19 protein-coding genes are annotated in these 19,275 nt (G+C 68.0%); 14 read left to right on the top strand and 5 right to left on the bottom strand.

Annotated elements, in window-relative coordinates; all coding sequences use genetic code 11:
- Positions 1–90 precede the first annotated feature (90 nt).
- Positions 91–582: a nitronate monooxygenase gene (locus tag ACFLIM_RS27685; RefSeq protein WP_393170314.1), complete on the bottom strand. Its 492-nt coding sequence runs from the start codon at positions 580–582 to the stop codon at positions 91–93.
- A gap of 278 nt (positions 583–860) precedes the next feature.
- On the opposite strand from ACFLIM_RS27685, the gene ACFLIM_RS27690 reads away from it, so the two are divergent.
- From ACFLIM_RS27690 to ACFLIM_RS27735, 10 genes are all read left to right on the top strand, one after another.
- The gene (locus ACFLIM_RS27690) at positions 861–1,610 is read left to right on the top strand and encodes a GntR family transcriptional regulator (protein ID WP_393170315.1); all 750 of its coding nucleotides are present in this window, start codon (positions 861–863) and stop codon (positions 1,608–1,610) included.
- 104 nt (positions 1,611–1,714) lie between these two features.
- A complete protein-coding gene (locus tag ACFLIM_RS27695) occupies positions 1,715–2,884 on the top strand; it encodes a substrate-binding domain-containing protein (RefSeq protein ID WP_393170317.1) in 1,170 nt (389 codons plus the stop codon).
- A gap of 22 nt (positions 2,885–2,906) precedes the next feature.
- A complete protein-coding gene (locus tag ACFLIM_RS27700) occupies positions 2,907–3,911 on the top strand; it encodes an ABC transporter permease (RefSeq protein WP_393170319.1) in 1,005 nt (334 codons plus the stop codon).
- Between the two features lie 23 nt (positions 3,912–3,934).
- Positions 3,935–4,747 carry an ATP-binding cassette domain-containing protein gene (locus tag ACFLIM_RS27705; RefSeq protein WP_393170321.1) on the top strand — a complete coding sequence of 271 codons (813 nt, stop codon included), beginning with the start codon at positions 3,935–3,937 and terminating at the stop codon, positions 4,745–4,747.
- Positions 4,740–5,564 carry a BtpA/SgcQ family protein gene (locus ACFLIM_RS27710; RefSeq protein ID WP_393170323.1) on the top strand — a complete coding sequence of 275 codons (825 nt, stop codon included), beginning with the start codon at positions 4,740–4,742 and terminating at the stop codon, positions 5,562–5,564. The genes ACFLIM_RS27705 and ACFLIM_RS27710 overlap by 8 nt, the downstream gene beginning before the upstream one ends.
- Positions 5,561–6,481 carry a carbohydrate kinase family protein gene (locus ACFLIM_RS27715; protein WP_393170324.1) on the top strand — a complete coding sequence of 307 codons (921 nt, stop codon included), beginning with the start codon at positions 5,561–5,563 and terminating at the stop codon, positions 6,479–6,481. Before ACFLIM_RS27710 ends, ACFLIM_RS27715 begins: the two co-directional genes overlap by 4 nt.
- A gap of 25 nt (positions 6,482–6,506) precedes the next feature.
- Positions 6,507–7,982: a polysaccharide deacetylase family protein gene (locus ACFLIM_RS27720; RefSeq protein ID WP_393170326.1), complete on the top strand. Its 1,476-nt coding sequence runs from the start codon at positions 6,507–6,509 to the stop codon at positions 7,980–7,982.
- Entirely contained in the window at positions 7,979–8,623 is a 645-nt protein-coding gene (locus ACFLIM_RS27725; protein WP_393170327.1) for a transaldolase family protein, read from the top strand. Before ACFLIM_RS27720 ends, ACFLIM_RS27725 begins: the two co-directional genes overlap by 4 nt.
- 47 nt (positions 8,624–8,670) lie before the next feature.
- A complete protein-coding gene (locus tag ACFLIM_RS27730) occupies positions 8,671–9,561 on the top strand; it encodes a carbon-nitrogen hydrolase family protein (RefSeq protein ID WP_393170329.1) in 891 nt (296 codons plus the stop codon).
- 41 nt (positions 9,562–9,602) lie between these two features.
- Positions 9,603–9,776 (top strand): hypothetical protein, encoded by a 174-nt coding sequence (locus ACFLIM_RS27735; protein ID WP_393170331.1) that lies wholly within the window; start codon positions 9,603–9,605, stop codon positions 9,774–9,776.
- A 57-nt stretch (positions 9,777–9,833) separates the two neighbouring features.
- Here ACFLIM_RS27735 and ACFLIM_RS27740 read toward each other — a convergent pair whose 3' ends face one another.
- Entirely contained in the window at positions 9,834–11,831 is a 1,998-nt protein-coding gene (locus tag ACFLIM_RS27740; protein WP_393170332.1) for an ATP-binding cassette domain-containing protein, read from the bottom strand.
- A gap of 310 nt (positions 11,832–12,141) precedes the next feature.
- Here ACFLIM_RS27740 and ACFLIM_RS27745 point away from each other — a divergent pair, with 310 nt between their 5' ends.
- From ACFLIM_RS27745 to ACFLIM_RS27755, 3 genes are all read left to right on the top strand, one after another.
- Positions 12,142–13,095 carry a helix-turn-helix transcriptional regulator gene (locus ACFLIM_RS27745; RefSeq protein WP_393170334.1) on the top strand — a complete coding sequence of 318 codons (954 nt, stop codon included), beginning with the start codon at positions 12,142–12,144 and terminating at the stop codon, positions 13,093–13,095.
- 12 nt (positions 13,096–13,107) lie between these two features.
- The gene (locus ACFLIM_RS27750; protein ID WP_393170336.1) at positions 13,108–13,557 is read left to right on the top strand and encodes a hypothetical protein; all 450 of its coding nucleotides are present in this window, start codon (positions 13,108–13,110) and stop codon (positions 13,555–13,557) included.
- A 177-nt stretch (positions 13,558–13,734) separates the two neighbouring features.
- Positions 13,735–14,283, top strand: a complete 549-nt coding sequence (locus ACFLIM_RS27755; protein ID WP_393170338.1) for a hypothetical protein — start codon at positions 13,735–13,737, stop codon at positions 14,281–14,283.
- A 329-nt stretch (positions 14,284–14,612) separates the two neighbouring features.
- Here the strand turns inward: ACFLIM_RS27755 and ACFLIM_RS27760 are convergent, their stop codons facing one another.
- Positions 14,613–15,656 carry a trypsin-like serine peptidase gene (locus ACFLIM_RS27760; RefSeq protein WP_393170340.1) on the bottom strand — a complete coding sequence of 348 codons (1,044 nt, stop codon included), beginning with the start codon at positions 15,654–15,656 and terminating at the stop codon, positions 14,613–14,615.
- Between the two features lie 416 nt (positions 15,657–16,072).
- Between ACFLIM_RS27760 and ACFLIM_RS27765 the strand changes: the two genes are divergently transcribed.
- On the top strand, positions 16,073–17,326 hold the full coding sequence (locus ACFLIM_RS27765) for a serine hydrolase domain-containing protein (RefSeq protein ID WP_393170342.1): 1,254 nt from the start codon (positions 16,073–16,075) through the stop codon (positions 17,324–17,326).
- Positions 17,327–17,505: 179 nt separating this feature from the next.
- Here ACFLIM_RS27765 and ACFLIM_RS27770 read toward each other — a convergent pair whose 3' ends face one another.
- Together ACFLIM_RS27770 and ACFLIM_RS27775 are read right to left on the bottom strand one after the other, a co-directional pair.
- A complete protein-coding gene (locus tag ACFLIM_RS27770) occupies positions 17,506–18,417 on the bottom strand; it encodes a succinylglutamate desuccinylase/aspartoacylase domain-containing protein (RefSeq protein WP_393170344.1) in 912 nt (303 codons plus the stop codon).
- Positions 18,414–19,271, bottom strand: a complete 858-nt coding sequence (locus tag ACFLIM_RS27775; RefSeq protein ID WP_393170346.1) for an alpha/beta fold hydrolase — start codon at positions 19,269–19,271, stop codon at positions 18,414–18,416. Before ACFLIM_RS27775 ends, ACFLIM_RS27770 begins: the two co-directional genes overlap by 4 nt.
- Positions 19,272–19,275: the final 4 nt, after the last annotated feature.

A 19,275-nucleotide genomic window follows, 5' to 3' on the forward strand; every position in this document is an offset into this window, starting at 1 on the left:
GCCCCGAACGCACCCGGCTGCTGAGGCGGCTACGCGTGCATCGACGTCGGTGTCCTGCCCGAGCGCCTCGTTCCCGGCGGATCGTTCCGGTCAGTGCCTTCCTGCTCGCGCCAGGGCGTCCTCGGCCTGCGCGGCCAGGGTGGCGACCAGCTCGGCTGCGGATGGCAGGTCGGTGATGAGATCAACGGCTTCGCCGGCCCACACCGGCAACGGCGGCAGATCGCCTCGTGCCACGGCATCCTGATAGGCCCGTTTGGCCTGAGGGTCAGCGGCGAGTTCCGCTTCCCGGCCGCGCCATTGGTCAAGGTAGGGGTGGCCGAGGGTGCGGGCGGTGTATTTCGCGCCGACATCGATCGCCCAGCTCAGGAAACCGACGCCCCACGGCTTTGCGGTGCCCTCCGCGACGATGGGCAACTCGCGGGCCAGCCACTCCCGATCCCCATTGCCGCCACCCAGCAACCCGAGCCCCCCGCCGCGAGAGACCGCCGCCGTCAGCTCACCACCTGCCGACCCGCCCATGGGCGCCAGCGCAATCGGATGCTCCATCCCGAACAACTTCGTGAACGCCGTGGACAACGCCATAACCACCATCATCACCCCGGGCCGGCGTACCGGGGTATCAAACAGCTGGACCGGCGCCGACAAGACCGAGGTTAGGCGGCCGCTCCGATCTCGACGGTGATCAACCGCGACCGTCTCCCTCGATCAGGCTGAAAGTGCCGTCGACCACCACGAACACATGATCGACGGCTGGTCGGGAAACGGACAACTAGCACTACAGCCGACAAGCGAGCACATCTTTACTTAGCCGAAACATGGGCATATTGACACTCCTTATCCTGTGGTCTCATCATCTTGTCATGACAAGTTATCTCGACCGAAGCGCCACCGAACCGCTCCATGTGCAGTTAAAGCGAGCGCTGCTGGCCGAGATAAGGGAACGACAGTTGCGGCCCGGTGACCAGCTCCCCTCCGAGCCGGAGATCGAGAACCGTTACCGAGTTTCCCGCACCACGATCCGTCAGGCGCTCAACGCCCTGGCGTCGGACGGAGTCGTACACCGTATCCAGGGCAAGGGCACGTTCCTGCGTGAGCCCGGCGTCTCGCACGTGCCCCGGCTGACCTCCTTCACCGACAACATGCTCGCGCAGGGGCACGTTCCATCACGACTGATGTTGACCTCGACCAGGGTCGACGGACCTCTGTCGCCGAAGCTCGCGTCCACCGATGACGAGTTCGGCGGCCAGTGCCGCTACCTGCGGCGGCTGATGCTCGCCGACGGACGGCCCATCGGCATCCAGGAGACGTGGCTTCCGCTGGCCACGCTCGGCGGCCGGGACGAGGTGCTGGAGTTCACCCGGCTCGCCGACCAATCGCTCTACGCCGTGTTGTCAGCACCGCCGATCAACCTCGAACTGCGACGTGGCGTCGAAATGGTCTACGCCGGACTTGCCGCCGCCGAAGAGGCCGAACTACTCGACTGCGCCACCGGCGAGGCGCTGCTCATCGCCGAGCGCACCTCTTATCTGCACGACGACACGATCGCCGAGTTCACCCGGATGAAGTTCGTCGGCAACAGGTACGTGTACCGGGTCGATCTGGCGAACTGACCTGGTGCCGACCCTCCGAGCATGAAACCCCCACCCGGCGTGGCTCGCGGCACGCGGACCGGCCGGTCTGCCACAACCATGCCTGCGTTCGGAAGAGAGAAACCATGACAACCCTGAGCAGGCTGCGCCGCGCGGTCACCCTTGCGGTGCCGATCGCGATGAGCGCGCTTCTCGCCACCGCCTGTACGACCGCCGACTCGACCACGCCTCCCAACTCCTCCGTCGCGGCCACCACGTCCGATGCGGCGCCCGGTGAGCTGGCAGCCTCCGGCAAGGTCACCAAGACCGTCGGACCCAACGGCGCCACGGGCGTCCCGATGTCGGACCTGCAGCTGACCGCGGACGACATCGCCAAACTGAAGGCGGGCAACTACTCCGCGGCCCTGTTGCTGCAGACCACGAGCGACTGGTCCAACGCGGTCACCGAGGGCGCCAAGAAGCGGCTCGCCGAGCTTGGGATCAGCCTGAGTGCCACGAGCAACTCCAACTACAGTGCCGCGGACCAGGCCAACGCGGTGAAAACCGTGCTGGCCAAGAAGCCCAGCGCGATCTTGACCTGGCCGATCAACCCGCAGGAGCTGGCGCCGTCGCTCCGCCAGGCCACGGCCGCCGGTGTCAAGCTGGCCTTCATCAGCAACCTGCCCACGGGGTTCAAGCACGGCAGCGACTACGTCGGCGTGGTGGGCGACGATCTGTACGGCATGGGCAAAGTGGTGGCCGACCAGTTGTCCGAGGCCATCGGCGGCAGCGGCGACATCGGCTTCCTCTACTTCAACGCCAACGCGTACGTGGTCAACCAGCGCGACGCCGCATTCCGCACCGCGATCGAGCAGGACCACCCCAACATCAAGATCGTGGCGAAGCAGGGCTTCTCCGACCCCAGCCAGGCGTTCCAGATGGCCAGCGCGATGTTGCTGCAGAACCCGTCCATCAAGGCGATCTACGCGCCGTGGGCCGAGCCGGCGGCGGGCGTCGTCCAGGCGATCGGCTCGTCCCGGCGCAATGACGTGTACGTCGGGACGATGGACCTGTCGAACACCGTCGCGCTCTCGCTGGCCCAGAACGGCGCGGTCCGCGGCCTGGTGATCGACAATCCGTACGGCATCGGCCAGGCGATGGCCACCGAGATCGGCATGGCTCTGCTCGGCAAGGAGGTGCCGGCCTACGTCCAGGTGCCCGCCGTGCCGATCACCCGGGAGAACCTGCTGCAGGGCTACCGCGATTACTACAGCGCGACGCCACCGAAGCAGGTCGTGGACGCGGTCGCCAAGTGATCACAGAACCCAGGTGTCTGACATGACTACCAACGTTGACAGCAAGGCGGAGGACGTCCGGGGCGGGTCCATCACGGACCGCCTCCGGGCGGTGCCCGCGCACCTGAGCTGGTCCGACCTTGCGGTCTATCTCGGCTTCGTGGTGGTCTTCATCTACTTCTCGGTGACGTTGAGCGACAGCGGGTTCCTCACCGGGCGCAACTTCATCACGATCATCGAGCAGACGACGCCTATCACGCTGATGGCCTTCGCGACGGTGTTCGTGTTGTCCGCGCGGGAGATCGACCTGTCCATCGGCTCGGTGGTGGCGCTGGCCGCTCTGGTCGGCGCCACGACGGTCAACAGCTATGGAGTGGTCGCCGGCACCATCGCCGGCATCGGCGTCGGGTTGCTCGCCGGTCTGCTGAACGGTGTGCTCGTCGTGCGGTTGAAGGTGCCCTCGTTCCTGATCACGCTGGGCACGATGGAGCTCTTCGCCGGCTGTGCCGAGCTGGTGACCCGGCTGCAGGACGTGCCGGTCAGCAACGTCGCCTTCAACACCATCTTCGGGTCCGGACTGATCGCCGGGGTGCCGGTCACCTTCTTCTGGTGCGCCGCCGGGCTGGCCGTCGCCCACGCCGTATACCGCAAGACGGCGTTCGGGCAGCGGGTGCTGGCCACCGGCGACAATCCCACCAGCGCCCGCTCGGTGGGGATCGACACCAACCGGGTACGGATCGCCGTGCTCACCCTGAGCGGCGGCGCCGCGGCGCTGGCCGGTCTCATCTACACCGGTGAGATCCACGGCGCCATCCACACGCTGGGCGCCACCGACATGCTGACCACGCTGGCCGCGGTCGTCATCGGGGGCACCAGTCTCTTCGGCGGGCGGGGATCGATGGCCGGCGCGCTGGTGGGCTCGGTGCTGATCGGCATCATCCGCAACGGCCTGATCCTGGAGGGGCTTTCCGCCTCCCAGCAGCGGGTCGCCATCGGACTCATCATCGTCGTCGCCGTGGCGATCAGCCAGCGCCAGACGCGGGACTGAGAGCGGGAGTCGGAGGAACCATCATGACCAGCGAAGAAAGAAGGCCCGCGCTCGCCGTACGAGGCTTGAGCAAGTCGTTCGGTGGCTTGCACGCTCTGCGGGACGTCAGCTTCGACCTCATGCCCGGCCAGGTCACGGCCCTCGTCGGCGACAACGGCGCCGGCAAGTCCACGCTCGTCAAGGCCCTGTCCGGCCTGCAGCCCGCAGACGAGGGGGAGACCCTCATTCACGGCGAACCGGTAACCCTCAAGAGCGCGCGGGCAGCGGCAGCGGTCGGCATCGAGACGGTGCATCAGAACCTGGCGCTGATCGAGCACAGCAACGTCACCCAGAACCTCTTCCTCAACAGGGAGATCCGCACACGCGTGCCGGTGCTGCGCCAGCTCGGCTGGCTGGACCACAAGAAGATGCATGGGGACACCAGGGACATCCTCAGCGAGCTCGGCATCAACATCTCGTCGGTGCGGACGAAGATCCGCGATCTGTCCGGTGGGCAGCGGCAATGTGTCGCGATCGGCCGCGCCGTGGCGTGGAGCCGGGAGATCGTGATGCTGGACGAGCCGACCGCCGCACTGGGCGTGCACCAGACCGGCCTCGTGCTGGAGCTGGTCCGCCGGCTCGCCGGGCGCGGAGTCGCCGTACTCATGATCACACACAATATGGAGCACGTGCTCCAGGTGTGCGATCGGGTGCTGGTGCTGCGGCTGGGCCGCCTCGTCACCGACCGGCCCACCAGCGAGGTCGACGGTAGATCCCTTGTCGAGTACATCACCGGCCTGCGTAGTGACGGGCCGGCCGGCAACGTTCCCTTGAAGGAGGCGGACACCGGTGCCTAGCACCCCTCATCCGACCGACCGTTTCACCCGGCTCTTCGACGGTCGCAAACCGCTGATCGGCAACATTCACCTCGACCCGCTGCCCGGTGCGCCGGGCTACCGGGGGGAGGACGTCGAGGCCATCTACGCCAAGGGGGTCCGCGACGCTCTGTCCCTGGTGGACGGTGGCATCGACGCGATCGTCGTGGAGAACGCCGGCGACCTGCCGTACGTGCGGCCGGAGAAGATCGGCCCCGAGACGGTGGCGGCGCTGACGGCGGCGACGTTGCGGGTGGTCGAGGCGGTGCCGGTGCCGGTGGGGATCACGTGCGTCGCCAACGGTGTCATCCCCGGAGTCGCCGTCGCGAAGGCGACGGGGGCATCCTTCGTCCGCGCGAACATCTGGGTCACCAGCTACGTCGCCAACGAGGGACTGCTCGACGGGGTGGCGGCCGAGGCGGTGCGCTACGCCCACACGATCGGCGCCGCCGACTTGGTGTTCCTCGCCGATGTGAAGGTGAAGTTCGGGGCGCACGCGCTCACCGCCGACCGGGGCATCGAGGAGCTGGCCCGCGACGCGCAGATGTACTGCGCGGACGCGGTGATCGTCAGCGGCCTGCGCACCGGGCACGCTACCAGCGTCGAGGACGTGCTGGCCGTCAAGGGCGCCACCGACCTGCCGGTGCTGGTCGGCAGTGGACTGACCGCCGACAACGGCCGGCCGCTGCTGGAGGCCGCCGACGGAGCCATCGTCGGCGCCGGCCTCAAGCACGACGGGTTGTGGTGGAACCCGGTCGACCCGGCGCGGACGCGGGAGCTGGTGAAGGCGGTCCGATGACGGGTCCCCGTAAGCTCGACCTGCTGGCGATCGGCGACGCCGATGTCGACGTGTACCTGCGTGGGCCACGGGCGGAGCCGGGACAGAAGGTGCTCGGTGACCTGCTGGACGTCGCGCCGGGCGGCATGAGCGCCAACGTGGCGTGCGCGGCGGCCCGGCTCGGCTCGCGGGCGGGCCTTGCCGCCCCGCTCGGGGAAGACCCCTTCGCGAGTGCGGCACTGGCCTACTACGCCGAAGTCGGGCTGGACACGCGATATGTCCGCCAGGTCGCCGGCGCGCGTACGTACATGAGCGTCGTGCAGCTCGACGAGCAGGGCGAGAAGTCGCTGACCGTCGCCCGTACCAGCGCTTTCTTTCCCACTCTCGACCACCTGAGGGACATCGATTTCCGGGCGGTGCGCGCGGTGCAGATCGCACCGTTCGCCGAGGCGGAGGCGCGGTGGGCGGCGCGGTCCGCCCGGGACGCGGGGTGCCTGGTGGCCATGGACATCGAGGCCGGCATGCTCGATGGCATCACCGACCTCGACGCGCTGGTCGCACCTGTCGACGTGCTGTTCGTCAACGAGTTCGCCGCGGCTGCCGCGGGCTTGGACTTCCTGCGTACCCTCAGTCCGTCCGTGGTGGTCATGACGCTCGGCGCCCATGGTGCCGTGGTCGCCGCCGGATCTGATGTGGAAACGGTCGAGGCCATGCCGGCCGACGTCGTCGACACCACCGGCGCCGGCGACTGCTTCTCGGCCGGGTTCCTCGTGGCGTACCTCGACGGCGCGAACGCCTTCGACAGCGCGAGGTTCGGCGCGGCGACAGCGGCGTTCGCGATCGGCGCGATCGGCGGCAGCCAGGGAGTTCCGGACCGCGACGTGGTCACCGCCGCGCTCGCGGATCGCCCGAAGCGATCTCGAAGCGGCTCCAAGTGATAGAGAAACGAGTAGCGCATTGCCTTTGAAAGACATCACGGTCGGAGTCGTGGCCGACGGGGGAGCCGCCGGGTGGCTGCGGGTGCTTGCCCAGGAGGGCATAGCGCATCAGATCGCCGACATCCCCGATAGTCCCGTCGTGCTGGTGTCCGGCCGGTCGCCGGCCTGGCTGGAGGCGTACGTCGCCAAGGGCGGCGTCGCGGTGGTGAGCGGAGCACGCCAGTTGCCGTTCGACATCGACGACGCCGGTTCAGCCGTGGTCTCAGGTTTCGAGACCCCGGTCGGCGGCCGGTTCTGCGCGGCTCCTGGCCTGGTCACGCGATTCCCCGGGGCCGGCGAGGGCGTGCTGCGACTGCACGAGGACCGGATCGTCAAGTACGGCTCGGACCCCGATCGATTCCCCGTCGTCCTGAGCCGCAGGATCGGAGCCGGCGCGATCGTCTACAGCGGAGTGGCGCTCACCGAGCTGCTCATGGCGCAGGGCGACCGCCTGCGTGCGTTCTGCGAGTTCACCGAGGTCACGGAGCGGGTCGCGGCCGTCGACAAGGCGGACGTGGCCGATACGCTGCTGCACATGCTGCGCCTGGGGTTCCAGCGCGCGGGGCTGCCCATGGTGCGGCTCCCACGGTTCCCCGGCGGCGCGAGGTCGGTGTTCATCCTGCGCGTCGACGTCGACGGAGCGTACGCGCCGCACACCCAGAACCTCGTCGACGCCGCCCGAGCGGCGAACCTGCCGGCCTCCTTCTACGTCAACGCCGACCTGAGCTCGCGGTTCCCCGGGCTGCCCGACAGCTGGCCGGCGGAGTTCGAGGTGGGCCAGCACGCCCAGGCGCACACCCTCTTCGACACCTACGAGGAGAACCTCGCCAACCTCAAGGAAGGTCGCGCCTGGGTAGAGGCGAGAGTCGGCCGGGACGTGACCTCCTTCGTCGCGCCTAGAGGCATGTGGAACGCCTCGCTAGGTGAGGCACTGGCCCAGATCGGCTACTCGTACTCGTCAGAATTCGGCCTCGACTTCGATTCGTTGCCCTTCAGAGCGGAGGGCGGCATTCTGCAGGTGCCGGTGCACCCGTACTCACCGGAGCGGGCCAGCAGGTGGGCCGAGGAGCGCGGCGTCACCCCACCCGGCGGCGAGGAGACCAGGGACTACTTCCTTGCCGTGATGCGCCGGCAGCTGGCACTCGGCCGGCCCATGCACGTCTACGGCCATCCGGAGGTGCTCGGCGGCATGGCCGACACGGTCGTGCCGGCCATGGCCGCCTTCGCCCTTCGGGAGCAGACCCCGTGCCTGACGCTGGGCGCCTACGCCGCGTTCTGGCAGCGCCGGGAAGAGGCGTACCCCACGGTGCGGTACGACCTCGCCGCAGGCACCCTGCAGGCTTCACCTGCGGATTCGTCCCTGCCCCTGATCATCGAGGTGTGGGAACCCACAAATGTACGCGTTCGGGAGCGCGAGACGCGGCTGCCAGCCGGCACGACCTTGATTGAGGAGAACACATGAGCCTTTACCTTGACTCCGCGGACCTGGGCGACGCCCGCAGCGCCGCCGCCTCCGGCATCGCGGCGGGGATCACCACCAACCCGGCGTTGATGTCCAAGGTGTCCGCCGACCATGTGACTCACCTGTCGGCGCTGCTCGACGCGTTCCCGGCGGGCAAGGTGTTCTACCAGCTGACCGCCACCGACGCGGATCAGGCGGCTCAGGAGATCGCCGCAATCGACCGGCTGGGCCCTGGCGACCGCGAGCGAGTCGTGTTCAAGCTGGCGGCGCAACCGTGGCTGTACGCCATCGGCGCCCAGCTCTCCGCCGCCGGCAGCGAGGTGGCCTTCACCGCGGTGTACTCGCCGGGCCAGGTGTTGTGCGCGGCGCAGGCCGGCGCGCGCTGGGTGATCGGGTACGTCGACCGCGCCGCCCGGCTCGACGGCGCGGACGGGCCGCTCGTATCCCGGCTCGCGCCCTTCGTCCCGGACGGGATGGTGCTGCTCGCGGCCAGCATCAAGAGCACCGAGCAGGCTGTGCAGGCGGTACGAGACGGCGCCGGCGGCGTCACCACCTCCTGGACGGTGTTGTCGAGTCTGATGCGACACCCGTTGACGGACTCAGCGGTCGACGAGTTCCGCGCCGCCGTGCGAGGGTCGTGACGACCGCGGCGACCCGGACCCGCGGTATACGAACAGGGAGAACGAGTGTGACGAAGATCGCGACCTGTGCTTTTCCGCCCACGTACAACATCGCCAAGAGCCTCGAACTCCACCTGTCCTACATCGACGAAGCGGCCGGCAACGGTGCGGATCTGGTCGTGTTCCCAGAGACCAGCCTGCAGGGCTATCCGCCGAACTTCCGTGCGTTCGATCCTGAAGGCGCCATCACGCGCATGTTCGAGGTGGCCGAGCCCGTACCGGGCGGTTCGAGCGTGCAGGCCATCGCGGCCAAGGCCGCCCAGCGGGGGATCCACGTGATCTACGGGCTCACCGAGGCGAGCGACCGTCCGGGCATCGTCTACAACACGATGGTGCTCACCGGCCCGCGCGGGCTCGTCGGCACCTTCCGCAAGGTCCACGTGACTCCCGTGGAGCAGCTGGTATGGCGGCCCGGCAACGACTGGCCCGTGTTCGAAACGCCCTTCGGTCGTATCGGCATGCTGATCTGTTACGACAAGTCGTTTCCCGAGTCGTGCCGGGAGCTGGCGCTACGTGGAGCGGACATCTTCGTGATGTCCACGGCATGGCCGATGATGCCGGGTCACGGCGATGGCCGGGACAACCTGTGGGTCCGCCAGTACGACGCGCTCGAACGTGTCCGGGCGATGGAGAACGGCCGATGGTTCGTCTCGAGCAACTTCATCGGCGAGTTGGGCGGAGTGGAGTTCTTCGGAATGAGCCAGATCATCGACCCGGTCGGTGACGTGGTCGTTTCGACAGGGACCGACACGGTCGGGCTGGTCTATGGGGAGATCGACGTGCTCGGTGGGATGGCGGCCGCGCGGGCGGCGTTACTGGGCCCGTTCCTCGTCCGCGACCGGCGTCCCGACACCTATCTCGCTTTGCGGGGTGAACGCCCGGCCGGAGTGGACGGCTGAGAGAGTTCCAACCATCCGACGTCAGGCAGCAACCGTCCCTCGTGTCGACCTGCTCGTGGGGGACCAACACGGACGAGGGCAGGCCTCGTCCCCGTGAGTTCTCGATCGAACCGCCCGGCCTGGTGATCGACCCCGACGACGCCATCGGCATGCGGCTGCATCCGGACGGTTTCCGGATCAGCGGCTGCTGCGGGATGTCGTACGCCGACGACTGATCATGCTCATCGATGTTCCCTGTCGCCTGTTCGAGCTCCGTGGCCGGCGAGCGAATGTCATCGTTGAATACCCGAGCTCGGGATGACTTCAGCAGCAGTGACAGTGCCGTCTATCTGGGCGACTGGCCCTTGGTAGAGGATCTGGCCGCCGTGCTTGCCGGGGCCGGGGCCAAGGTCGATGATCCAGTCTGCGTGCCGGATGACGTCGACGTTGTGTTCGATGACGACGACGGTGTGGCCTTGGTCGACGAGCTGGTCGAGGATCTGGAGCAGGGTGGCGATGTCGCGCAGGTGCAGACCTGTGGTGGGTTCGTCGAGGACGTAGAGGGTCGGCTCCGCGGTGTCGCGCAGCTCCTTAGCGATCTTGACTCGCTGGCATTCACCACCGGACAGCGTCGTCAATGGCTGGCCGAGGCGGAGATAGCCGAGTCCGACCTGGCCGAGGTGTTGCAGCGCCTTGCGGATCGTGCGGTCGGGCAGCTGCTGGATGGCGTTGCTGATGGTCAGGTCGTCGATGTCAGCGATGGACAGACCGTTGACTCGGTGGCGGAGCACATCGCTGGTGAACCGTCGGCCCTGGCAGGTCTCGCAAACGGTCTCCTGGCCGTCCATGAAGGCTAGGTCTGTGTAGATGACGCCCAAACCCTTGCAGTCGGGGCAGGCGCCTTCGGAATTGGCACTGAAGAAGCCGGCGGGCAAGCCGCTGTGCTTGGCGAAGAGCTTGCGGATCGGGGTGGCGATGCCGGTGTAGGTGATGGGGGTGGAGCGCCGGTTGGTGCTGACCGGCCGCTGGTCGATCACGACCGCGCCCTGCTGAGTGACCAGCTCGGTCGCGAGGCTGGACTTGCCTGACCCCGCGACGCCGGTGAGGACTGTGAGGACCTCGGTAGGGATGTTGACGGTCAGGTTATTGAGGTTGTTGCGGGTGGCGTTGGCCACCGTGATCGCACCGGTGGCTGCTCGCGGGTCAGTGGTGATCGGCGTCTGCATGGCGAGGGCTGCGGACGTCGCCGTTCGCGCTGTCTGGAGCTCGTCGAAGGTGCCTTGGAAGACCAGTTCGCCGCCGTCTGCGCCGGCGTCGGGTCCGATCTCGACTATTTGGTCGGCGATGGCCATGACTGCGGGGTCGTGCTCGACGACCAGGACGGTGTTGCCCTGGTCGCGGAGCTGCTGCAGCAGGGTGATCATCGATTTGATGTCGTGCGGGTGGAGGCCCACGGTGGGTTCGTCGAAGACGTAGAGCATCTCGATGAGGCTGCTGCCGAGGTGCTTGACGGTCTTGATTCGCTGTGACTCCCCGCCGGACAGGCTGGTGGTGGCGCGGCCGAGGTGGAGGTAACCAAGCCCTATCGTGACCATGGCTCCGAGCCGGTCCCTGAGGGCGGCCGTGACAGGCGCGACAGCCGGGTCGGCTACCCGCTGGACGAGGTCGGCGAGCTCGGTGATCTCCATGCGGGCCATTTCCCCGATGGTGTACCCGAGGACGGTGGCGGTGCGGCTGGCCTCGTTGAGCCGGTCGCCGCGGCAGTCCTGGCAGATCTCTGAGCGGGTGAACTGGGCGATCGTCTCTTGCTTGCGATCGGAGAGGTTGTCGGAGGTGTGCAGGTAGATCCGTTCGAAGCGCTCCACGATGCCTTCGTAATCCGTGGGAGGCCTGGTGCCCAGGCGTGCAGCGTGTTCACCGCCGTACAGCAGGGCTTGGCGTTCCCCCTCGGTCCAGTCCCGGAGCGGGGAGTCCGCATCGAAGCTGCCGATCTCGGCGTATTGGGAGTACCAGTAGCCGCCGTTGCCGAACCCGGGAAGCAGGATCGCCCCCTGGGCGAGCGACTTGTCCAGGTCCAGGAACCGGTCGACGGCGCTCACCACGACCTCGCCCAGCCCAGCGCAGGTGGGGCACATGCCGGCCGGGTCGTTGAACGAGAAGTGGTTCGACTCGCCCACATGCGGTGAGCCGATGCGAGAGAACAGCAGCCGTAGATAGGTCCAGGTATCGGTGATGGTGCCGATGGTGGAGCGGGCGTTCCCGCCGATTCTGCGCTGATCGATCACCACCACCGGCGACAGTCCCTTGATCTCGTCTGCATTGGGGCGAGTCCACTTCGGCAGTCGATTACGGCAAATGGCGGGAATGTCTCGTTCAGTTGGTGCCCGGCCTCTGCCGCGATCGTGTCGAACACGAGCGATGACTTCCCCGACCCTGACACGCCCGCGAACACGACCAACCGGCCGCGAGGGATGTCCACGTCGACGGACTTCAGGTTGTTGGTCCGGGCACCCCGGATGCGGATCGTTCGCCTCTGCATGTCGGTGAGGCTATGAACAGATGTGGACAGAAAGCGACCGCAACGTTGGTGAGACTGGATGCATGGCGGACGTCACCCAACGCATCCTCGCCCTGCTCACCACGCTTCAGTCCGGACGGGCGTTCAGCGGCGACGAGCTCGCCGCACGGCTCGACGTCAGTCCCCGGACCCTACGCCGCGACATCGACCGCCTCCGCGGCTACGGCTACCCGGTCCAGACTCAGCCCGGCCCCGGTGGCCACTACCGGCTTACCGCAGGCAACGCCATGCCACCGCTTGTGCTCGACGACGACGAGGCGATCGCGACTCTCCTCGGGCTGGCCACCCTCGCCGCCACTGGCAGCGCCACCGAGGGAAGCGTGGACGAGGCCGCGACCCGCGCCTACGGCAAGGTCGACCAATACCTGCCCAAGCGCCTCCGGCACCGCGCCACCCAGCTCCGCGCAAGCCTGGAAACCAGCATTTCGCTCGGCCCGAGCACCAGCGCCGACGACCTATCGACCCTGGCCGACGCCATCCAGCGCGGCCTGATCGTCACCTTCGACTACAGCGGCAAGGACGGCCCAGCCTCCTCCCGCCGCGTCGAACCCCACCGCCAGATTCACCACCACCAGCGGTGGTACCTCCTCGCCTGGGACACCTGCAAAGACGACTGGCGGCTCTTCCGCATAGATCGCATCACCCGTCTCCAGACGTCAACCAGCACCTACACGCCAAGGCCGTTGCCCGCCGACACCGCCGTGGACTATCTCCGGCAAGGACTCAACAAGCACCGCAACCGCGTCGTTCTCACCGTGGACGCGCCCCTCCCGGCGGTCGCCGACGCCCTCAAGTACCAAGAGGCCGAACTCGCGACACTGGACGACCGCCGGACCAAGGTCGTCCTGATGCTCGACACCTGGGAATGGCTGCTCCTGAGCCTCGCCTTCCTGAACGCCGACTTCACCATCCATGAATCGCGCGACTTCCGAACCGCCTGCCGGGCCTTCGGCGCCCGCCTCCTCGATTGCGAGTGACAACCCCATCCGGTGCGTCTCGGTGACGTGAACGAGTCCTGGCTGGTCGTCGCTCCTTCAGCGTGGAGACCCTGGTACGCGACGCTGGTCTTCGTGGAGCATGATCCCTTACTGGCCGGGCAGGTCCTCGTACGGCTGCTGACCGGCCTCGTCCAGCGGCGCATCCGTCGTCGCGTCGTTCGGGTCCTGGTGCTGTTGCCCTCGGCGTCATACACCGTCGTCTTCTCCGCCAATCGCGGCTCTGCCAGCTCCTCCGGTCGCAGGTTCAGCTCCTCGGTCGCCGCGACGACCACCGCCCCCGAGCCGCCCACGGCGGGCAGCGCGAGCGCCGCGGTCACCAGCCCGGCCGCGGTGGCGGCCGCGGCCAGTCGGGCAATGCTGGACATGCGGGTACGAGGATGCGAGCTGGACATGGCGGCCATGACAGCACAGCCGCCCAGATACTGTCCAAGACTGATATGAATCATCCATTGATATCCGAACCGATATCATCCCAAGTCATCACCAAGGATCACATCGCGACCGGAATGACCATCAGGCAACTTTGTGATGCCGCCTATCTGCGCGGATTCGGAGACACCATCAGCCGCATGGATCACTACGTACGGCCAGCAAAGGTTTTGTGGTGGAATATGCCGAATGGAGCGGGCGAGGCAGCTGGTCGGCGAGATGCTCATCTACTGTTTTGTGGTCGTCCTGCTCACTGGCGGCTTCCTGGCCTTCTTCTACGCCCCCGACGGCGAGATGGTGTCGTACGACGGCGGCTACGAGCCGCTACGAGGTGTCCCGATGAGCGCTGCCTACGACTCCGTCCTGAAGATCAGCTTCGACGTGCGCGGCGGCCTGCTCATCCGGCAACTGCACCACAGCTCCTCGGTCCTGCTCGTGCTGGGAACCGTCGTGTGGGCTCTGCTCGGCCGTTTCCGGTACGCGCCCGCGCTGCTGGGCCTGGGCCTGGGCCTGCTCGGCGGACTCGCCGGTTACGGATCCGCCGACGACCTGCTGTCCGGCACCGTTCTGGGCAAGCTCCCCATCGTCTTGTGGTACGGCCTGCACGTGCTGGCGGCGCTGGCCCTGGCCGCCACGCTGGTGATCTCTTCGCACCGGGAGGCCGCCCGCCACCCCAGAACACCGGCTTTCGTGGCACTGAGCCTCGGCCTCACCGCGCTGGTGTTCTTCTGGCGCTGACGCGTTACCCAAGCCGCACACGTACTCCCAGTACCGGCGTACCTGCTCGACAGGGTGGAGCGTCTCACCGCCCGGCACGCCGTCCACGATGACCAGATGCTCGCCCGACCCGGAGGGCTCGGCACGGCTCCATTGCGTGAGCTCGACGACGACGTAGGAGTCTTCGCCGGTCCGCGGACGCGCACCGGCGAGAACCACGTCGGCCCGCCTGCTGGCCAGCGGGAGACCGCCAGACGCAGGCCGCGGGGCCATCCGGCCCGCTTCAGCGGATGAGCGGCCCGCCGCGCCCGCCCGGGTGGGCGGGTGCGGCGGGGCACGGCGTCGGCCGTCTATATGAGGATGGAACCGGACCAGAGGTTGGCGGCAGCCCGGTAGATCTCGTTCGTCTGGGCGTCGAAGTATGGCGAGACACCGGTGTCGTAACGGTTGTCGCCGTCGGTGTCGGAGACGCTGATCGTGATGCCGTTGAGGTAGCCGACGCCCACGTCGTTGCTGTAGCGCTCCAGCCAGGAGGAGCCGAGGGAGCCTTCACCGGGGAATGGGGAGTCAACGCCGATGGGCTGGTCGGCGGGGAGATCGGAAAGCGTCATGGTGAACGTCGGCCCGGTGGATCCTTCCAGGGTCTCGCCGGTGTAGGGCTTGGTTCCGTCGGGGTTGGCGCCGGCCGGGTAGCCGAAGACGTCCCTGGAGGAACCGATCGGCTGGTTCCAGGAGAAGCCCTGCCCGCCGACGTTGTCGCCAAGCCTTCCCTTGTTGGTCAGCACGCCGTCAGAGGAGGAGACGACGCCGCTGTACACATTCACGAAGGCGAAGTCGCGGTCGTAGTCCGTGTACGCGTCGAAGTCGTAATGGGCGGAGACCTGCTTTCCGACGTACAGGCCCCACGGGGTCGTGCCCTCGGAGTAGCCGGGAACAAAGACCCACTTGTCGAACATGGTGTCAGAGCGCTGGATGTCGTACACGCAGTGGCCGGCCGTGGCGACAAGGTTGCGATATTGCGACTGTACGGCGGTGCCCGTACACCAGTGTGGCTGACCGTCGGCGCCGACGAAGAACACCTTGCCCGAGGTCGTGGGCGACTTCGCGGTCGTCGAGACCGGGCTCGTCACCGGCGAGACCTGGCCGGGTTTGCCGTCCTGCACGACGGGGTTGGACAAGCGTTCTCCGTGGACCACGGTCTGCACGGCATAGGGGGTGGCATTCTTCAGGTTGGCGGCCCCGTCGGTGAGCCAGAACGTCGCGACCTGCCGAGCGGTCGTCGTAGTGGCGGCCAGAGGGGTGGTCACCACGTTCGCGGCCTGAGCCGGTGCGGTGACGACGGTGGATCCCAGCAGGCCCAAGCCGATGCCTAACGCGATCGCTGTGCGCCTCATAATTGATCTCCTCGTCCAGTCAGGGGCGTCCTTCACGGCGCCCTCGTCAGCATGGAGAATCGGCCCGAGTGATCAATCCGGCCGACCTGGAGCATGATCGTAACTCCTGCTGGGTGCCATGTGAAGCCGTTTTATAGATCCTATGTTCGGATTCGGAAAGGGCTCGGCCCGACCTCGATGTGGTGAGCGCCTCGTAACCGGGGGGCGCGATGTCGAGGGCACCGATCGAAGTCGTCGCGCGGGCGTGTCGGTCGCCGGACGGCGCTGTACCTTCCTGTCAGCCGTTGCCCGGGGGTAGGGCTGGCCGTACCTTGAGCGCTGCAGTGCACGGGATGGATCAAGGGTGCCGTCCACCGACATGCTTGGTGATGTCCGAAGCGGACAACCCCTCACCAAGAAATCAGGAGTGTTTCCCCATGTCGCGTACCTCTTCCGAGTCGAAGTCCCCCCGGCGCGTGCGGGTTCTGGCAGCGGCGGTGCTGACCGGGCTGACGGGGCTGGTCGTGGCGGGGACGCCGGCCGCCGCGGCTACCGGCCTTGACCGCAGCGCGAACGTGGTGCGGCAGAGCCCGGACGAGGACCTGTCCTCCAAGCTGGCCGAGATGCGGGATGAGCTGAAGCGCAACCACCGGCCCGACGCGGTGCAGAAGAGTTTGGACGCGCTGGTGAGCAAGGACAGGTTCCCGGCGGCGCTGGCCGCGGTGCAGGACGGCAGGCGTCGGATGCGCTACTACACCGCCGGGGTCGCGGATCTGGCGACCAAGGCGAGGGTCCCGGTCGACGGCCGGGTGCGGATCGCCAGTAACACCAAGATGTTCACCGCCGTGGTCGTGCTGCAGCTCGTCGGGGAGGGCAAGGTGAGCCTGGACGAGCCGGTGGAGAGGTACCTGCCGAAGGTGGTGCGCGGTCAGGGCATCGACGGCAGCAAGATCACGGTGCGGCAGTTGTTGCAGCACACCAGCGGCCTGCCGGACTATGTCCGCTGGATGCCGAACGTCTTCACTGCCCGTGACGCCTACTACTCGCCTCAGGACCTGCTGAAGGTGGCGTTCGCGCACGAGGCGTCGTTCGCGCCGGGCACGAGCTGGGCCTACAGCAACACCAACTATGTGCTGGCCGGTCTGCTGATCGAGAAGGTGACCGGCCGCCCGCTGGCTGAGGCGATCACCGATCGGATCATCAAGCCGATCGGGCTGCACCACACGTACTGGCCGGCCAAGGGGGATGCGACGATCCGCGGGCGTCACCCGCAGGGGTACGGCTCGGAGAAGCCTGGCGGCACGCTGGTCGACGTCACCGACCAGGACCCGTCGCGGGCGTGGGCGGCCGGGCAGCTGATCGCCACCCCGAGCGACCTCAACCGTTTCATGAGCGCGCTGCTGGGCGGCGAGCTGCTCAAGCCGGCGCAGTTGGCGGCGATGCAGCACACGGTGAAGGCCACCGGGATGCCGGCCGGCTGGGAGTACGGGCTGGGCCTGGTGAAGATGCCGCTGACCTGCGGCGGCGTCGCGTGGGGCCACGGCGGCGACATCGACGGCTACGAGACCCGCAACGGGGTGACCGAGGACGGCCGGGCCGCCACCGTCGCCGTCACCGCGCTGCCCGCCACCCCGGACACCATGCAGCACGTGATCGACGCGATGGACACCGCTCTGTGCACCAAGCGGTAACCACGACATAACCGAGACGTATCCGTACAGCCCCGGGAGCACACCAGTCCCCGGGGCTGACCCCTTGCGGCGACCGCGCCGTGACCGCCGCCCGGCAGCTCGAGGACTGCCCATGCGAAGGCATGTTCGGCTGACCCGGCCTCGGGCCGTGCTCCCGCCGGAGCACGGCCCCGTGGCGTTCAGTCGCGGGCGAGGCCGAGCAGCAGACCGTCGGCGGAGACGGCCGGGCTGCTCGTCAGGAACAGGGGCGTGCCCGCCTCGGGCGCCCGCATCTCGGCGAACACCTCGCCCCACACGTCGGCCATGGTCCCGAGCAGCCCGCCGGCCGGCACCGACTCCCCGACCGACACCGCGGGCTCCCACCAGCCGGCCCGGTCGGTGCGCAGCCAGTGCCAGCCCTCGTGGCGGCGGGCCTCGCGCGCCGGCCACGGCTCGCCGTCCAGCACGCCGATCGACCTGGCGAGGTTGGTCAGCCCGGCCAGGTGCCGGTCGATCGCCGCCCGGTCGAGCAGGCCGTTCTGACCCGACTCGGCGATGATCGCCGGGATGCCGGCGTCGGCCGCCGCCGCGCAGGTGCTGCCCGCGACGGTCCGCGCCGCCGCCGCCTGCCGGACGATGTGTCCGAGCCCGAAGGCCGTGGCGAGGTCGAGCGAGGCGGCCTCGACCGGCGACTCCTCGAAGATCGTGAACGGTTCGAGCGCCTCGGGCACGTCGCCCGCGTGCATGTCGACCAGGTAGTCGGAGCCGAGAACGAACGTTTCGTACACGTGATGGGCGAGCACCTGCGTGTACGTGCCGGCCGGGTCACCGGGGAAGTTGCGGTTCAGGTTCTCGCCGTCGGCCGGGACGACGAACGGCGCCCTGGCCCAGAAGCCCGGCACGTTCACCACCGGCACGACGACGATCCGCCCCGAGACGGCGCCCGCGTCGAGGTCGCGGACGAACTCGCGGACAGCGGCGATCGAGGCGTACTCGGCGCCGTGCACGCCGGAAAGCACGGTGAGCCGCGGCCCGTCCGCGCGCCCCTGGATGTCGAAGTAGGGGATGGCGAGGTCGAGCTCGGGGATGTCGAGCGTGCGCCGGGTGATCACCGGTGCACCGCCGCGATCTCGGGCAGCGCCTCGGCCAGGAAGTCGCGCATCGTCCGCTGGAACAGCTCGGCCTCCTCGGTCTGCGGCGAGTGGCCGGACTTCTCGAAGACGACCAGCTTCGAGTTCGGGATGAGCGAGGCGATCGTCTCGGACGACGACACCGGGGTCACCCAGTCGGCGCGGCCCACGGTGACCAGGGTGGGGCAGGTGACCGACGGGAGCTGCGGCTTGATGTCGTAGATCGGTGCGTTGTGCTGGAAGCACCAGTTGTGTGCCTCGTGGCGGTAGCTGCCGGCCTCGACCCGCGCGGCGGCGGCGACCGGGTCGTACTCGAAGTCGTACAGGGGGATCAGCTCGGCCCAGCAGGCCTTGAGGTCCTCGTCGTCGCGGATGTTGCCGCTCCAGTAACGCTCGTAGTTCTCCCAGTTCAGCTTCACCCGGGTCTGCTTGCGCGCGTTCTCGGTGGCGACGGCCAGGTTGGTGCGGTCCGGCGAGGTGTCGCGCAGGATCATCGCGCTCACCCGGTCGGGGTAGGCGATCGCGTACTCCATGGCGATGAACCCGCCGTACGACCCGCCGGCGATCACGATCTTCTCGGCGCCGGCCCACTCGCGCAGCGCGTCGACGTCGGCGGCCCACTGGGCATGCGAGTACGGTGGCACGCCCTCGCTCAGCCCGCAGCCGCGGGCGTCGAACACCACGACGCGGAACAGGTCGGACAGCGGGCCGAAGGTCGACTTCGGCTCCGCGAGCGAGCCGATGCCGCCGCCGCCGTGGTGGGCGATCAGCACCGGCGCGCCCTCCCGGCCGAGCACCTCGACGTTGAGGCGCGCTCCGTTGATGTCTACGTACACTGGC

The organism is Nonomuraea marmarensis, assembly GCF_043197025.1.
Classification (GTDB): domain Bacteria; phylum Actinomycetota; class Actinomycetes; order Streptosporangiales; family Streptosporangiaceae; genus Nonomuraea; species Nonomuraea marmarensis.

Coding starts and splice junctions, on each gene's coding strand:
- ACFLIM_RS27705 (WP_393170321.1), top strand. CDS start 3,935: ATGACCAGCGAAGAAAGAAGGCCCGCGCTCGCCGTACGAGGCTTGAGC.
- ACFLIM_RS27745 (WP_393170334.1), top strand. CDS start 12,142: ATGGCGGACGTCACCCAACGCATCCTCGCCCTGCTCACCACGCTTCAG.
- ACFLIM_RS27695 (WP_393170317.1), top strand. CDS start 1,715: ATGACAACCCTGAGCAGGCTGCGCCGCGCGGTCACCCTTGCGGTGCCG.
- ACFLIM_RS27760 (WP_393170340.1), bottom strand. CDS start 15,656: ATGAGGCGCACAGCGATCGCGTTAGGCATCGGCTTGGGCCTGCTGGGA.
- ACFLIM_RS27715 (WP_393170324.1), top strand. CDS start 5,561: ATGACGGGTCCCCGTAAGCTCGACCTGCTGGCGATCGGCGACGCCGAT.
- ACFLIM_RS27700 (WP_393170319.1), top strand. CDS start 2,907: ATGACTACCAACGTTGACAGCAAGGCGGAGGACGTCCGGGGCGGGTCC.
- ACFLIM_RS27690 (WP_393170315.1), top strand. CDS start 861: ATGACAAGTTATCTCGACCGAAGCGCCACCGAACCGCTCCATGTGCAG.
- ACFLIM_RS27725 (WP_393170327.1), top strand. CDS start 7,979: ATGAGCCTTTACCTTGACTCCGCGGACCTGGGCGACGCCCGCAGCGCC.
- ACFLIM_RS27685 (WP_393170314.1), bottom strand. CDS start 582: ATGGCGTTGTCCACGGCGTTCACGAAGTTGTTCGGGATGGAGCATCCG.
- ACFLIM_RS27755 (WP_393170338.1), top strand. CDS start 13,735: ATGGAGCGGGCGAGGCAGCTGGTCGGCGAGATGCTCATCTACTGTTTT.
- ACFLIM_RS27765 (WP_393170342.1), top strand. CDS start 16,073: ATGTCGCGTACCTCTTCCGAGTCGAAGTCCCCCCGGCGCGTGCGGGTT.